8 protein-coding genes are annotated in these 14,901 nt (G+C 50.2%); 7 read left to right on the top strand and 1 reads right to left on the bottom strand.

Going from position 1 to position 14,901, the window contains the following annotated elements; translation table 11 throughout:
* Positions 1-126: 126 nt before the first annotated feature.
* Entirely contained in the window at positions 127-1,131 is a 1,005-nt protein-coding gene (locus tag NSS64_RS17035; protein ID WP_341140904.1) for a LacI family DNA-binding transcriptional regulator, read from the top strand.
* Here NSS64_RS17035 and NSS64_RS17030 read toward each other — a convergent pair.
* Positions 1,115-1,255 carry a hypothetical protein gene (locus NSS64_RS17030; RefSeq protein ID WP_341140903.1) on the bottom strand — a complete coding sequence of 47 codons (141 nt, stop codon included), beginning with the start codon at positions 1,253-1,255 and terminating at the stop codon, positions 1,115-1,117. The genes NSS64_RS17035 and NSS64_RS17030 overlap by 17 nt on opposite strands.
* A 131-nt stretch (positions 1,256-1,386) precedes the next feature.
* Between NSS64_RS17030 and NSS64_RS17025 the strand changes: the two genes are divergently transcribed.
* From NSS64_RS17025 to NSS64_RS17000, 6 genes are all read left to right on the top strand, one after another.
* Positions 1,387-2,919, top strand: a complete 1,533-nt coding sequence (locus tag NSS64_RS17025) for a carboxylesterase/lipase family protein (protein ID WP_341140902.1) — start codon at positions 1,387-1,389, stop codon at positions 2,917-2,919.
* 278 nt (positions 2,920-3,197) lie between these two features.
* The gene (locus NSS64_RS17020; protein ID WP_341140901.1) at positions 3,198-4,565 is read left to right on the top strand and encodes a cytochrome ubiquinol oxidase subunit I; all 1,368 of its coding nucleotides are present in this window, start codon (positions 3,198-3,200) and stop codon (positions 4,563-4,565) included.
* Positions 4,562-5,575 (top strand): cytochrome d ubiquinol oxidase subunit II, encoded by a 1,014-nt coding sequence (locus NSS64_RS17015; protein ID WP_340941831.1) that lies wholly within the window; start codon positions 4,562-4,564, stop codon positions 5,573-5,575. The genes NSS64_RS17020 and NSS64_RS17015 overlap by 4 nt, the downstream gene beginning before the upstream one ends.
* Complete coding sequence (cydD, locus tag NSS64_RS17010; RefSeq protein WP_341140900.1) at positions 5,576-7,339, top strand: thiol reductant ABC exporter subunit CydD; 1,764 nt, start codon at positions 5,576-5,578, stop codon at positions 7,337-7,339. It begins immediately after the preceding gene.
* Positions 7,336-9,057, top strand: a complete 1,722-nt coding sequence (gene cydC / locus NSS64_RS17005; RefSeq protein ID WP_341140899.1) for a thiol reductant ABC exporter subunit CydC — start codon at positions 7,336-7,338, stop codon at positions 9,055-9,057. Before cydD ends, cydC begins: the two co-directional genes overlap by 4 nt.
* A 355-nt stretch (positions 9,058-9,412) precedes the next feature.
* Positions 9,413-14,887, top strand: coding sequence for a type I polyketide synthase (locus NSS64_RS17000; RefSeq protein ID WP_341140898.1), 5,475 nt, complete (start codon positions 9,413-9,415; stop codon positions 14,885-14,887).
* Positions 14,888-14,901 lie beyond the last annotated feature (14 nt).

The raw sequence follows: 14,901 nt of genomic DNA, 5'->3' as shown, positions 1-14,901 counted from the left end.
GTATTTGACAAAAGCTTCTAGTGAAAATATATTATATAGTAAGTAATCGTTTACTTCCATGATCACGGTGAATAACCATTGAGGTAACGGAGATGCTTAATGCGAAACGAGACAGGTGTAATTTAAATGGCTGAAAAAAAGAATATCAGTATTAAAGATGTGGCGCTAAGAGCTAATGTATCTACAGCTACAGTCTCACACGTCATTAATGGAACACGGTTTGTGTCCAATGAGACGAAACAGAAGGTACAGTTTGCAATGGATGAGCTTAACTTCCGGATCAATTCTGTAGCCCGCTCCCTGCGCAGCCGGAGATCGTATATTATTGCGTTTCTTGCTCCGCTCCTTGCTTCTGAAACTTCGAACTTTTATTTTATGTCGGTAGCAGCCGGAGTACAAAGCGTATTGAAGCAAAGAGGCTATCACCTTATTTTGAGTGATTCCAGTGACAATATGGAGGCGGAGAACAAAGAAATCAGTATGTTTGATTCACAAATGATTGACGGACTGATTGTAGCTCCAGCCAGCAGAGATTCAGATTACGAGCGGATGTTTGGAGATTATCCTGTGGTCTATATTGATAGGGTGCCTAATCATTGCGAACGGGATTCTGTTCTTATTGACAACAAAACAGTGACGAAGGAAGCAACACAGAGGATCCTGGACAAAGGCCACCAAAGAATTGCGTTTCTATCCGGTCCCCTTTCGGTAACGACAACCATTGAACGGTATGAGGGTTATTCTGAAACACTAAGGAATGCAGGCCTCGAATTGGATGACTCACTGATTTGTTTTGAGGAGGTTAGCTTTGAGAACGGATACAACAGGATGGGAGATTTGTTAGAGAAGAATCCGACAGCTATTTTTGTGACAGATAATGTGATGGCAATGGGCGTAATGACGTATCTGCAAGACCATTCTATTCGTATACCGGACCAGTTGGCCGTTGTTGGATTCGATGATGTGCAGTGGACACGGGTCACTCATCCGCCGTTAACCGTTATTCAGCAGCCGTCCTTCCAGCTTGGTGTAAAAACTGCTGAAGTGATATTGCAGAGAATTGAGGATGGCACTTCAGGAAAAGAGGAACACCGTTTGCAGGCCAATTTAATGGTCAGACAATCGCTCTGACTTTTGTGAAATTAAAGAGGCCTTCTTTTTCATTGGAAGGACCGTATGCCATGGTCATCCCCATCGTACCCAAACCCATAACAGAGAATTCTATTCCTTGTTGACCGAGAATGCGAGTTTTCAATGTAGTTCCTCCCTTAGCACCGGCATGTTAGAATAGATCAATTACGGCCCTGCTTAGATCATTGTTTTGAGGCAAGGGGTCTATTAGAATTTGGGGGTAAGCAACGATGTGGATGTAAAGGAGACGGTAATATGCTTAGATTGGTCAATGTGGAGAATGGCACGGTAAAAGGCTTGCCCGCAGCCGATCCCCGGATTACGAGCTTCAAGGGAATACCTTTCGCAGCTCCGCCTGTAGGCGAGAACCGCTGGCGGGCACCGCAGCCTGCCGAAGACTGGGAGGGTGTTCTTCAGGCCCACGAGTTCGCACCGGTCTCCATGCAGGTCAGACAGGAGCTGGATGATAACAATATCTATACCCGTGAATGGGCGGTAGAGCCGGATATCGCGATGAGCGAGGATTGCCTGTACCTGAACGTATGGACCCCGGCCAAGCAGGCGGACGAGAAGCTACCCGTCTATGTATGGTATTTCGGCGGCGGGCTCCAGGTGGGCCATCCGGCGGAGATGGAATTCGACGGGGAACGGATTGCCCGCAGAGGGATTGTGGTGGTGACGATTAACTACCGGCTGAATATCTTCGGCTTCCTCTGCCACCCCGAGATTACGGCGGAATCGCCGGAGGCGCCCGCCAACTTCGGCAACCTTGACCAGCAGGCTGCTACCCGCTGGGTGAAGCGCAATATTGCCGCCTTTGGCGGTGACCCGGACAACATCACCATCGGCGGGCAGTCTGCGGGCGGCGGCAGTGTCATGAGCCAGCTCACCTCTCCGCAGAACGAAGGATTGTTTCAGCGGGCGATTGTTGAAAGCGGTATCTTCACCGACCTGTATCCGGGAACCCTGCTGCCGCCGCTACGGGGGACGTTGCAGGAAGCGGAGCAGGACGGCATCGAGTTCTTTAACTATCTGGGTGTATCCTCCCTCGCGGAAGCGCGGAAGCTGGATGCGGTCTATCTGCGGGACAAGGCAGTTGCGCTTGGCGGGTTCTGGGGCACCGTTGCTGACCAGAAGTTCCAGGTGGGCAACCCGTTCGATCTGTTCGTGCAGAACAGACGCTTGAAGGTGCCGATTATGCTAGGCCATACCTCCTCCGAGTTCTTCAGCACTCCGAATGTGCATTCCTACGGGGAGCTCAAGCAGCTTGCGGCGGACATGTTCGGGGAGGATGCGGAGACCTTCCTGAAGCTTAGCGGTGCTAGGCCGGATGCTGTTCAGGAAGCGGCGGAGCGGGCAGCGGTAAGCGGGGTCGAATACGCCATCCGGATCGCCGGGCAGGCGAATGCGGATACCGGAAGCGAAACCCCGCTCTATTACTATAATTTCGATGCGGAGATTCCGGGATGGGATAACCCGGGCACCTTCCACTCGGTGGATCTGTGGTTCTTCTTCGAAACGCTGGCCAAGTGCTGGCGGCCGTTTGTCGGCAAGCATTATGATCTGGCCCGCCAGATGTGCAATTATACCGCTCACTTCATCCGTACCGGCGACCCGAACGGACAAGATTCCACAGGCGAAGCATTGCCGCACTGGGAGCCGTACACCCCGGAAGCACCTTACGGGATGCTGTTCGCAGACAAGGCGGAGTTCTCCGGAGAACAACCGGGCGAGATCATGAATTTTCTGGTGCAGCAGTACTTCAAGAAGAGTGGCAGTCCGGTCTGAGGGGATTCTGCTCTTGATAGGATCAGCGGCAGTTTAAGACTTTATTTATTGAGTCTTAGATTGCCGCTGTTTTTATTGCCGGACCATCCCTTACCATGTTATTCCCTATCTAACAATAGCCCGATAGAGTAGTTTCGGCGGTATTCACTAAGATGTAAGAAAGAGTTGATGCTTCCATGAACGTTTGAAGGCAAAAAGGTGACCGGAGCCGATTTACTTAAAATTAAAGATATAATAATTCAAAATATCTACGATTTTTATAAGGAGGCACTAACGTAATGGGCATCGATACCGTGCTGTGGAGCAGACTGGTGACAGGCTTGACACTGGGGTTCCACGTTATTTTCGCAACAATTGGCGTCGGGGTTCCGCTGATGATCGCTATTGCAGAATTCATGGGCATACGCAAAAAAGACCCTCACTACACGCTGATGGCGAAGAGATGGGCCCGCGGGTTTGTCATTTCTGTAGCGGTGGGTGTGGTGACAGGTACAGCGATTTCATTGCAGCTGGCCTTGGTCTGGCCGAATTTCATGAAGCTGGCCGGTAACGTGATTGCGCTCCCGTTATTTATGGAAGTGTTTGCTTTCTTTTTTGAGGCCATTTTCCTGGGCATTTACCTCTATACCTGGGACCGGTTCAAAAAACCGTATATCCACTGGCTTCTTACGATCCCGATTGTTGCCGGTGCCGGGATGTCCGCTGTTTTTATCACGACGGTAAACGGGTTCATGAATCAGCCCGAGGGCTTTGCTATGGCGGGAGGGCAATTCATCGCAGTGAATCCGGTGGAGGCGATGTTGAATACAGCGACGTTCTCCAAGGTGTTCCATGTCTTAAGCTCAGCCTATCTGACCGGAGCTGCACTGCTGGCAGGCATTGCCGCGTTCGCACTCCTGAAGAAGGGTGCCTCCGAATACCATAAAAAAGCGCTGAAGCTGATGATGGCCGTGGTGATGGTGTTTGGACTGCTGAATGCACTTGCTGGAGATACGTCTGCAAAATTTTTGGCGGAGCATCAGCCGGAGAAGCTGGCTGCGGCAGAGTGGCATTTTGAAACGGAAAGCGGGGCAGATCTGATTCTGTTAGGGTGGCTTAACGCAGAGCATGAGGTTCTGGGCGCACTGCACATTCCCAAATTTCTCAGCTTCCTCGCCTTTGGAGATTTTAATGCAGAAGTGACAGGTCTGAATGAATTCCCTGCGGATGAGCGGCCGCCGCTCCTGGTTCATTATTTGTTTGATCTGATGGTCGGTGTAGGGTTCGCACTGCTAGGCATTTCGTTCCTGTATTTCCTGTTTGTCTTCTGGAAAAAACGCAATGAGCATAACAAATGGCTGCTTCGCGCGATCGCGTTAGGCGCACCGCTTGCTTTTCTGGGAGTCGAGCTTGGCTGGTTCTACGCTGAAATCGGTCGGCAGCCCTGGATCTTAAGGGGCTACATGCGTGTAGAAGAGGGGGCTACGGCATCACCGAGCGTGAGAATCCTGTTTTTTGTGTTCCTGTTGCTGTACATCCTGTTAGGTACTGTCTGTGTGCTTGTGCTGCGGCGTATGTTCAAGGACAATCCGGCAGAAACCGAGATGGAGAAGTGGAATCAGCCTCCCGGCGGCAAATCAACAGTAAGGGGTGAGCACGCAAAATGAGTTATGAGCTGATTGGAATTTCAGTGCTCTGGCTGTTTTTATACGGCTATTTAATTGTGGCCTCTATTGATTTTGGAGCCGGGTTCTTTGCCTTTTATGCCCGGCTGACGAAGCAGGATCATCTGATTAACCGTTTGATCTCCCGCTACTTATCGCCTGTCTGGGAGATTACGAATGTATTTTTCGTCTTTTTTTACATTGGACTTGTCGGCTTCTTCCCGGATACGGCTTATTATTACGGCTCGGCACTGCTTGTTCCGGGAAGCATTGCGCTTATCCTCATCGCGATCCGTGGTTCGTTCTATGCGTTCGAGAATTACGGCTCCAAAAATAACATCGTATATCTGTTCCTGTACGGCGCTTCGGGCCTGCTGATTCCCGCGTCCTTGTCGGTGGCACTTACCCTGTCGGAAGGCGGCTTTATCTTTAAGCAGGGAGAGACCGTGTCTCTGGATTACTGGGCATTGTTCACTAACCCGTTATCCTGGAGCATTGTGGGCTTGGCGATTGTATCTGTGCTGTTCATCAGCGCCTCCTTTTTGGCTTTTTATGCTTCCCGGGCAGAGGATCAGCCCGCACTGAAGCTTATGCGTACTTATGCGCTGTTCTGGAGCACGCCGACGATTGTTATCGCGCTGACGGCCTTTATTTATCTGGGCCAGCACAATGAGCGGCATTTTCAAAATATGATGGATCTATGGTGGCTGCTTGCGCTGTCCGTTGCTTTCTTCATGCTTGCCATGTGGCTGCTGTACAGCGGACGCCGTTACGGGTTGGCGTTCATAAGCATCATGCTGCAATTTCTCTGCGCCTTCTTCGCATACGGCATCGGGCAGTATCCTTATATTCTGGACCCGTTCATTACGCTGGAGAACAGCATTACTTCACCGGCCATGGGCCTGGCGCTGGTCATTGTGTTCATCGGCGGGATGTGCCTGCTCATTCCTTCCCTGATTCTGGTGTTCAAGCTGTTCCTCTTTGACGCAGATTATGTGAAAGGAAAGAAATAAATGGACAAGACAACAAGCCTGATCGCTGAGCAAATGTCACGGCAACGCAAACGATTGGTTATGCTTGCCATCCTGTCGCTCCTGCTCGGCATTGCGATTGTAAGTCAGGCCGGGCTGCTGGCGGAAGCGGTCCAGCGGGTGTTCGTGGAGAAGGCTTCGTTATCTTCGGTTGCTCTGCTGCTCGCGCTTCTGCTGTCAGTGATGGCGATCCGCACGTTGCTGTTATATGCAAATGGGAAAATAGGCCTAACTATGGCGGCCGCCGCTAAGGCCAATATGCGTTCAGCCGTGCTGCAAAAGCTTACCCGTGCCTCTATGCCTTCAACGCTGCGGGGACAGACGGGGGGAAAGGTCAGTGTGGCGCTGGATGCAGTGGACGAGGCGGACAGCTATTTCAGTCAATACATGCCGCGGATGGTCGAAGCAGCTATTATCCCGGTTCTAATATTGGTGGTTACGTTCATCTTACATGCGAATACGGGCTTCATTCTGCTGTTTACGGCACCATTCATCCCGCTGTTCATGATTCTGGTGGGGCTGCAGACGAAGAATAAATCCGAAGAAAAATATGCGCAGCTTGCCGAATTCTCCGGCACCTTCCTGGATTCGCTCCAGGGGCTTGTTACCTTGAAAATATTCGGACAATCCCGCCGCCAGCAGCAGCAGATTGAGCGCAGCAGCCTGGGGTACCGTGACGCGACCATGGATATTCTGAAGGTTGCCTTTACGAATACCTTTATGCTGGAATCCATCGTTATGCTGAGCATCGGGATTGTTGCCCTTGAATTGGCTATTCAACTGCTCGTATTTAAATCGATGCCGTTCCACACGGCTTTTCTGGTGCTGCTGCTGGTTCCTGAATTCTTTAATCTGCTCAAAAATACAGGCACTGCTTTTCACAGCGGGCGGACCAGTATGGGGGCAGTCCGTAAGGTGGAGCAGATGCTTGCGGAAATAGGCGGCGGCGACTCCGGCACACAGCCGGAAGAGGGCCAGCACTCATCAGACAAGCTGCTCCGGATGCCGCCATCCATTGCGCTGGATGAGGTACAGTTCCATTATGCACCCGGTTCATTTGAGCTTAAGGCCGGACCCGTCTCCATAGGATCGGGAGAGCATGTTGCGATTGTCGGTAAAAGCGGCTCTGGCAAAACAACCTTGCTCCATCTCATTGCCGGGCTGCTGAAGCCGGTATCCGGGACCGTGCTGGTGAACGGAAGCCCGCTGACGGAGTGGGAGGAAGACTCATGGTTTGAGCAGGTCAGCTACATTACGCAGCACCCCTATATTTTTGCCGGTACCTTTGCTGAGAATATCGCCATCGGTGCCGGACGTAAGGTCTTCAGGGAAGAAATCAGGCAGGCCGCAGAAGAAGCGGGACTTGCAACGCTGGTTGCCGGGCTGGAGCAGGGATTAGATACCTATGTCGGGGAAGGCGGCAGGGGACTGTCGGGCGGGGAAAAGCAGCGTCTTGCTCTAGCACGGGCTTTCTTGAAACGTCCGGCTCTGATCCTGTTCGATGAGCCTACGGTAGGACTCGACTTGCAGACCGAGCAGATTCTGCAAAGCTCTATAACCAAGCTGGCCCAAAAGGCAACGATGATCTCAGTCGCGCACCGGTTATATACGATCCGGCAAGCGGATCACATTTTGTTTATGGACCATGGCGTATTGGCGGCGGCAGGACCTCACGACGAGCTCCTTGAACGTGTGCCGCAATATGCCGAGATGGTTGATATGCAGCGAAAAGGAGGGTCAGCATGAACGAACTGGCGATTTTGTCCAAGGCCATGATAGCAGAGCGTAAGGATATTCTCCTGTCGATTCTGGGAGGGTTTATTGCCGGAGCAGCCGGTGTGGCCCTCTTCTCCGCAAGCGGGTATCTGATTTCACAGACGGTCTTTATGCCACCGCTCTACACCCTGATCATACTGACTTCGCTGGTCAAGCTACTGGGTTTGCTCCGCGCGGCAAGCCGTTACGGGGAACGTCTGTATTCGCACAGAGCTACCTTTTCTATGCTTAGCCGTTTGCGCACAGGCTTTTTTGCCCGGCTGATCCCGTTAACGCCCGGCATCTTGAACAAGAACCGCAGCGGAGATCTGCTGGCGCGGATTGTCGGCGATGTAGAGAGCCTGCAAAATTATTTTTTACGTGTCGCTTATCCGCCGGTTATCGTCATCACGGTCTTTCTGGCCACTATGGTGTTCAGTGCTTCTTATTCATTCTGGATCGCCTGCTTGTTTGTAACAGGAATGCTGCTAACCGCGTTGGTTGTACCGGGAATCGTATTACTGGGCCAGCGGGCGATTAATGGCCGTGTCCGCAAGCAGCGGGCGCTGCTGTCAACGGAAGTGACCGAGGTCTTGTATGGCTTCCGCGATCTGAAGGTGTACGGGCAATTGCCGCAGCGGGAGCAGCAGCTCCAGGCGGCTTCGGCAGCACTGACAGCAGAGCAGCAGCGTGCGGCAGGACATTTGCTGCGCGGACAGGCGATGCACACCTTTGTCACCTTTTTTATTTCCTGGGGTGTACTGACGTTAGGAGCCTATCTAATTATGGAAGGTGCGCTGGCCGGCGTATTTCTGGCGATGCTTGTCATGGCCTCACAGACGGTGTTCGAAGAAGCCGCAGCCATGGCTACTATGCCAGCCTATAAGCAAGACAGCGAGCACGCGGCCAAAAGGCTGACTGAAACTGTAGGCACTGCCGGTGACTTACCTGTGCAGCCGGGCCTCATTCTGCCAGCAGACGATGCTGTTTCGGTGGAGCTGTCCTGCGTTACGTTCCAATATGAAGACGAGTGGCGGCCCGCACTGAAGGAAGTATCGCTGCACCTCCCGGCAGGCTCCCGAACGGCCGTGGTCGGACCAAGCGGGTCCGGCAAATCCACGCTGATTGATCTGCTGCTCAAGCTGCGCACACCTGCATCCGGAGAGATACGTTTGGGCGGCATTCCGGTACAAGAGCTGGATGAGTCAGGCATTTGGGAAGCCTCGAATGTCGTCTTACAGCAAGGTCATTTTTTCCGCGGAACAGTCCGTGACAACCTGCTGCTGAATGGAGAAGAACCATCTGACGAAGTATTGTTAGAAGCTCTCGCTAAGGCCCAATTGCCGGATGTGGCTTTAACCGATGTGGTATTCGAGAAAGGAGAGAACCTGTCTGACGGTGAGAAGCAGCGTCTGGCGCTGGCCCGGGTCATGCTCCGCAAAGGGCGGTTATGGCTGCTGGATGAACCGACCTCTTCGCTGGACTATGTAACGGAAGAGCGCGTGTTAACCCGTCTCTACGAACAGTCCGCCGGAGATACATTACTGCTCATTTGCCACCGGCTTACCGGCCTGGAAGGAATGGACAGGATTATCGTCATGGAGCAGGGCAGGGTCATCGAAACAGGTTCATATGCGGAGCTAATGGAGCAAGAGGGCTACTTGTACCGGATGAAGCAGATTGAGCTGCAAATGATTGGAGAGCTATAGACAGAAGGTCTCTATCACGGGGCGATTATTCATAAATTGATTAACAATGCGACCATCGATATGGGTTATGCTGCTCACCTTAAGGTGAGCTTTTTTTGGTGAAGAAAGTCACATTTTAATTATGGGATATATGCTATTTTTATCTTGTTAAATGTAAATATTGCCTCTTATACTAATTCTCCCTACTTTATACCTATTCAACCCCGTAAATGGTAATAGTTAATTTTCACCACTTTGAAGTCTACCAATCCCTTGTAAAATGCATGTTTATTCAAAAAAATACATATATAGTTTAATGGAATTTTTTTGTGATTTACAGTCGTGAATGATAAGCATAGTAAAAGGAGCGATAGGTATGAATAAGCAGACAGACAAGCTAGTGGCGATTGTGGGGATGGGCTGCAGGTTCCCGGGAAGCGCAAATAATGTTGAACAGTTCTGGGACATCTTGAAGTCAGGCAAGGATACGATTACGGATATTCCCGAGGATAGATGGAGTATTGAAGAATATTATCATCCCAACAAACAGGTAAAAGGAAAAAGCCACGCCAGGCGCGGAGGATTTATCGATAATTTTGATCAATTTGATGCAAAGTTCTTTGGAATTAATGCCAGAGAGGCCGATCAGATCGATCCGCAACAGAGACAAATGCTGGAGATTGTCTGGGAGGCGTTAGAAGACGCAGGAATTAAGCCCGGCAGTCTGAGCGGTTCCCACACCGGTGTGTTTATCGGCGGATTTACGCTCGATTATAAAATCCTGCAATTTGCTGACGCTGCACAAATTGGAACCCATGCTGCAGTAGGAAGCATGATGACGATGTTATCGAATAGAATCTCGTACATATACAATTTAATGGGTCCCTCTCTATCCATAGATACAGCCTGCTCGTCCTCTGTGGTTTCTGTTCATGAGGCCTGCAAAAGCCTGCACAACGGTGAATGCGATCTGGCCTTGGCAGGCGGCATGGAACTGATCTATGCCCCGGAATATTTCATAGCCGAATCCAAAGGCGGATTCTTATCGGTGGACGGAAGCTGCAAGACCTTCGACGCTGCTGCGAACGGTTATGTCAGGGGGGAAGGGGGCGGAATCCTTGTCCTTAAAAGTCTGGAAAAAGCGCTCGAAGACGGCGACTATGTGTATGCCGTGATCAGAGAGAGCCTTGTGAACCAGGATGGAAAAACGAATGGTATTACGGTTCCTAACGGCGAATCACAAAAGATGCTGCTGCAGGATGTATATGCGAAAGCAGGAATTGCCTCCGATGAAGTTCAGTATGTCGAATTGCACGGAACCGGAACAGCACTGGGTGATCCCATTGAAGTCAATGCGGTCGGTGAGTTCTTTGGAGAGCACAGGACTGAAGATAACAGATGTATCATGGCCTCGGTCAAACCGAACATCGGTCATCTGGAGGCAGCCTCCGGCGTAGCATCGGTAATCAAGGCGGCGTGCATTCTTGATCATCGACAGATTGTGCCGCATATCGGAATGAAAGAGCTTAATCCTGAGCTTGATCTGGACAAGCTGAGGCTAAGAATTCCCTTAACCAATGAAAGCTGGCCGCAGGATGGTAAAGCTGCCATCGTCGGTGTCAATTCGTTCGGATTTGGCGGAACCAATGCGCACGTGATTTTACAGGGAATAACGGGTGACAGAAAGTACGATGGAACAGTCAACGAAGAACTGCCTCAAGTATTAACCATCTCCGCAAAAACAGAGCAATCCTTAAAGGCTCTTGCCGCAGAATACACTCAATTTCTGAATCATACAGAAGAAAGTTTACCGGATATTTGTTATTCCGCCCTTACCAAACGTGAGAAATTCCCGAAATCCCTTGTGTTATTCGGAGGGAATACACAGGAGATCATTCAGGGTCTGACAGATTATCAGCAGGATACTCTGCCGCAGAATGTGGTTGCGGGCAATGAGGGCAAAGACAAGAGACTGGTGTTTATTTTCACCGGCATGGGTCCTCAATGGTACGCGATGGGACGCGAGCTCTATCATGCGAATACGGTATTCCGCCATACGGTCGAGAAGTGCCACGCTGAGTTCTCCCAATACTTGTCCTGGTCATTGCTGGATGAATTCCTTATTGATGAGGAACAATCCAGCATGCAGTTCACCGAAGTCTCCCAGCCGTTGAATTTTACGGTGCAGGTGGCCTTGGTTGAGATGTGGAAGAGCATGGGGGTCGTCCCGGATCTGATTATCGGACACAGTGTGGGTGAAGTGGCAGGATTGTATGCTGCCGGTGTCTACAGTTTTGAAGATGCGGTCCGGATTTCGTATTACCGCAGTATGCTCCAGCAGCGGCTGACGGGTAAAGGCGGTATGCTTGCGGTTGGCTTGAATGAAGAACAGGCCGCAGAGCTGATTGCTGACAATAACGACAAAGTATCCATTGCGGCAATCAACAGCAACACAAGCGTAACCCTATCCGGAGATATGGCCTGTCTTACAGAGATCAGCAGCAAGCTTGAAGCTGACGGTGTTTTTAACAAGTTCTTAAGAGTAACGGTACCTTATCATAGTGTGTTTATGAATGAGATTAAATCGGAGCTGCTGGAAGCCCTGCGCGATATTCATCCGCAACCAACCAAAATAAGAACGTATACCACCGGAAATGGCCAGCTGGCGGAAGGGCCGGAGCTGGATAATGAATACTGGTGGCTGAATGTATCGGGTTCCGTGTACTTTGCCAAGGCCATGGAACAGATTTTGGAGGAAGGCTATGCCTGTTTTGTTGAGGTTGGCCCTCATCCGGTACTGGCGAATTCAGTAAGTGAGCTTGCGAGTGAGATGGATCTGGAAGTTCTGATCTCGCCCTCCCTCCGCAGAAATGATCCGGAAATCCCAAGAATGCTTAGAACCTTGTCTGAGCTATTCTGTGCAGGCTATGAAATTGACTGGTCCCGGATCTACAGAGGAACCTTTAAGTATGTGAAGCTGCCGCATTATCAGTGGGAGCATGAGAGGTTCTGGAAAGAATCCAAAGAGCATATGAAGAGACGCCTTGGACAGAAAGAGCATCCTTTTATCGGATACCGCAAGAATAGCGTAGTTCCGGTATGGGAAGCGGAAATCAATGATTATATTATGCCGTTCGTCTCAGATCATTGTGTAAATGGCAGTGTACTGCTGGCCGGGGCCCATTTCATTGAAGCCGCGTTCCAAATGCTCCGTGATTATAGCAAATTAAGCATGGATGAGGTGTATGGTTTATATCATATCCACTTTAAAAGAGCGCTGTTCCTTGATGAGAATAATGCCGGCCACATGTCTATTAACTATGATCCGCAGCATGGTGTGGTGAAGATCGGAAGCCTGGCAGATGGCGATGTATCCAGAACTACCGAGAATTTCCGTGGGGAATTTGTCAGAAAACAGACCTTCCCGGTCAACCGGACAGCCGATCTGGAGGCTCTTAAGCACAGTGCCAAGGAAATTCTGAATCAGGCGGAATGCTACGAGCTGCTGGAGAAAATGAATTTCACCTACGGTCCTATGTTCCAGGGGCTTAAGAAGGTATGGATTAATCATAATGAAGTCCTGGCTGAGATCTGCATGCTGGAGGAGTTAGGCATCCAGGACATGGATAATATCCTGCATCCGGTTATTCTTGATGCTGCCTTTCAGTCGCTGCTCGCTAATCAATTTGATGAGCTGAGAGATCACGGGCAAGTTGATATTAAGCTGCCGGATACGGTGGACTCAGTCGTCGTATACGGTAAGACATCCGGTCCATTGCGGGTCCGTTCTATAGTGAAGGAATCCAATAAGGAGTTCATTGCCGGGGATATTGAAATCTATGATGAGCAAGGAAATATTGTTGTCATTGTAGACAACTTTGTTGCCAGATCAGTAGACAAAAGTCCGGAAGATGCCGTGCTTAGCGAGAAGAATCTGAAAGAATGGTTCTATGCCATTGAATGGAAGGCTCAGGAGGCAGAGAACGATGAGCAGCTGATCGCGGCCCGTAATTCGTATACGAACTGGGTTGTGCTGTGTGATGCTTCCGGCATGGGTGACAGGATTGCCGACAACTTAAGCGGCAGAGGCTATAACTGCAAACGGTTCTACGCGGATTATCAGAATCCCGGCAACCAGGATGCAGGCAGTGTTATCGTCAGCAATAATCAAGAGGATTATATTAAGCTGATTCAGCACATGGATCAACAGCAGGAATACGGCATTATCCACCTGTGGGGTCTGGACATTTCAAGTCATGATCAGATGGATACGGAGGCTATAGAGGCTTCCAAGCAGAAGGCGGTCAACAGTATCCGCCATGTTATGAATACTTTGAATGAGCACTCCATGAAATATCGTACTTGGGCAGTTACCCAAGGGGCAGTCAGTGTTGACGGCAAAGAGCCAGTTGATGTCCTGCAGGGAGCGGCTATCGGTATGTGCAGGGTAATCAGCCACTCCGAGTGCATTGGAAGCTGGGGAGCAAGTATGGATATCGATCATCACCCCGCCTCAGTCGAACTTCTGATCAATGATCTGGAGAACTATACACGTGAAGATCAGCTGGCGTATAGAAACGGTGTCCGTTATGTTGCCAGACTGGAGCATATCTACGATCTGGACGGGAACATCCCGGTCACTATGGCGGACAATAAGATTTATCTGGTCACGGGTGCAATGGGCTCACTCGGGCAAATCACTGTGAATTGGATGTACGAGAAGGGAGCCAGACATTTTGTATTGGTGGGCCGTACTCCGTTCCCTGGTAAAAAAGAAAGAAAAGGGATGGCTTCATCCCATAAGCTGTACAGCCAGGTGCAATTTATCAATGAGCTTGAACGGAAAGGCTGTACCGTTGAAGTAGCCGCGCTGGACATCGCGGATGAAGCAGCAGTCGGGGAGCTTACGCATCGATTGATTCATGAAGAAACCATGCCGATCGGCGGTGTGATCCATATTGCCGGTGTAGTCAAAGACAAATTAATGATGCAGATGGAGCAACATGAGTTCGATGAGGTCTATGACACCAAAGTTAAAGGCGCCTGGTTATTGAATAAATATCTTGAAGAGGTTGAACTGGACTTTTTCATCATGTATTCATCCACGGGATCGGTTGTAACGGCGGTTGGACAAGTGAATTATGCCGCAGCGAATTCCTTTATGGATTCACTGGCCTGCTACCGCCGCAGTAAAGGCAAAACTGCCTTGAGTCTGGGCTGGGGACCATGGGGTGTAGGGATGGTTAAAGAAAAGAATTTGATTGATCATTATAAATATCAAAGAGGCATGAACCCGATCTACGCAGTGAATGGCATGCAGGCCCTGGAAAGAGTGTTCGGACAACAGCTATGCCATGCGGTAATCGGTGAAGCGGACTGGCCGCTTGCGCTTAATAATTATCCGGGCAAGCCTGCATTGTACAATCACCTCGCCGTGCAAAACGAAGATACTGCCGGGGACATGCAGGAGACCGACTTGTTCAGCATTCTGGCCAAAGCCTCCGGCATGGAAGAAAAATGTGCGGTTATCATGGATTTCTTCGCTGAGATCATCGCTGAGACCATTCATGCCAAGAAGGAAGCACTTGTGCTTGATGAGCCGATCAGTTCAGTTGGAGTGGACTCCATTATAGCTGCGGAGATCAGAAATAAAATAAATAAGAAATGCAGTATTAACATTTCCATTGTTGACCTTCTGGGTGGAATCAGCATTGCTGACTTGGCCGGAAAACACTTCAATGACATCAACGACCTGATTATTGAAGACGAATCCGAAGCGGACCTGGAGGCTTTATTGAACCAGTTAGAGAATCTGACAGAAGAAGAGGCTGCGCTTCTACTATCTAAATAAAAACGGAAAGGAGG

The organism is Paenibacillus sp. FSL H8-0122 (genome assembly GCF_038005345.1).
In the GTDB taxonomy this organism is placed as follows: Bacteria; Bacillota; Bacilli; order Paenibacillales; family Paenibacillaceae; genus Paenibacillus_AQ.
This window is presented reverse-complemented; position numbering and strand designations above follow the sequence as displayed.

Bases quoted from the DNA above. Each gene is read 5' to 3' on its own strand.
- NSS64_RS17035 (WP_341140904.1), top strand. From the start codon at position 127: ATGGCTGAAAAAAAGAATATCAGTATTAAAGATGTGGCGCTAAGAGCT.
- NSS64_RS17025 (WP_341140902.1), top strand. From the start codon at position 1,387: ATGCTTAGATTGGTCAATGTGGAGAATGGCACGGTAAAAGGCTTGCCC.
- NSS64_RS17020 (WP_341140901.1), top strand. From the start codon at position 3,198: ATGGGCATCGATACCGTGCTGTGGAGCAGACTGGTGACAGGCTTGACA.
- NSS64_RS17015 (WP_340941831.1), top strand. From the start codon at position 4,562: ATGAGTTATGAGCTGATTGGAATTTCAGTGCTCTGGCTGTTTTTATAC.
- cydD (WP_341140900.1), top strand. From the start codon at position 5,576: ATGGACAAGACAACAAGCCTGATCGCTGAGCAAATGTCACGGCAACGC.
- cydC (WP_341140899.1), top strand. From the start codon at position 7,336: ATGAACGAACTGGCGATTTTGTCCAAGGCCATGATAGCAGAGCGTAAG.
- NSS64_RS17000 (WP_341140898.1), top strand. From the start codon at position 9,413: ATGAATAAGCAGACAGACAAGCTAGTGGCGATTGTGGGGATGGGCTGC.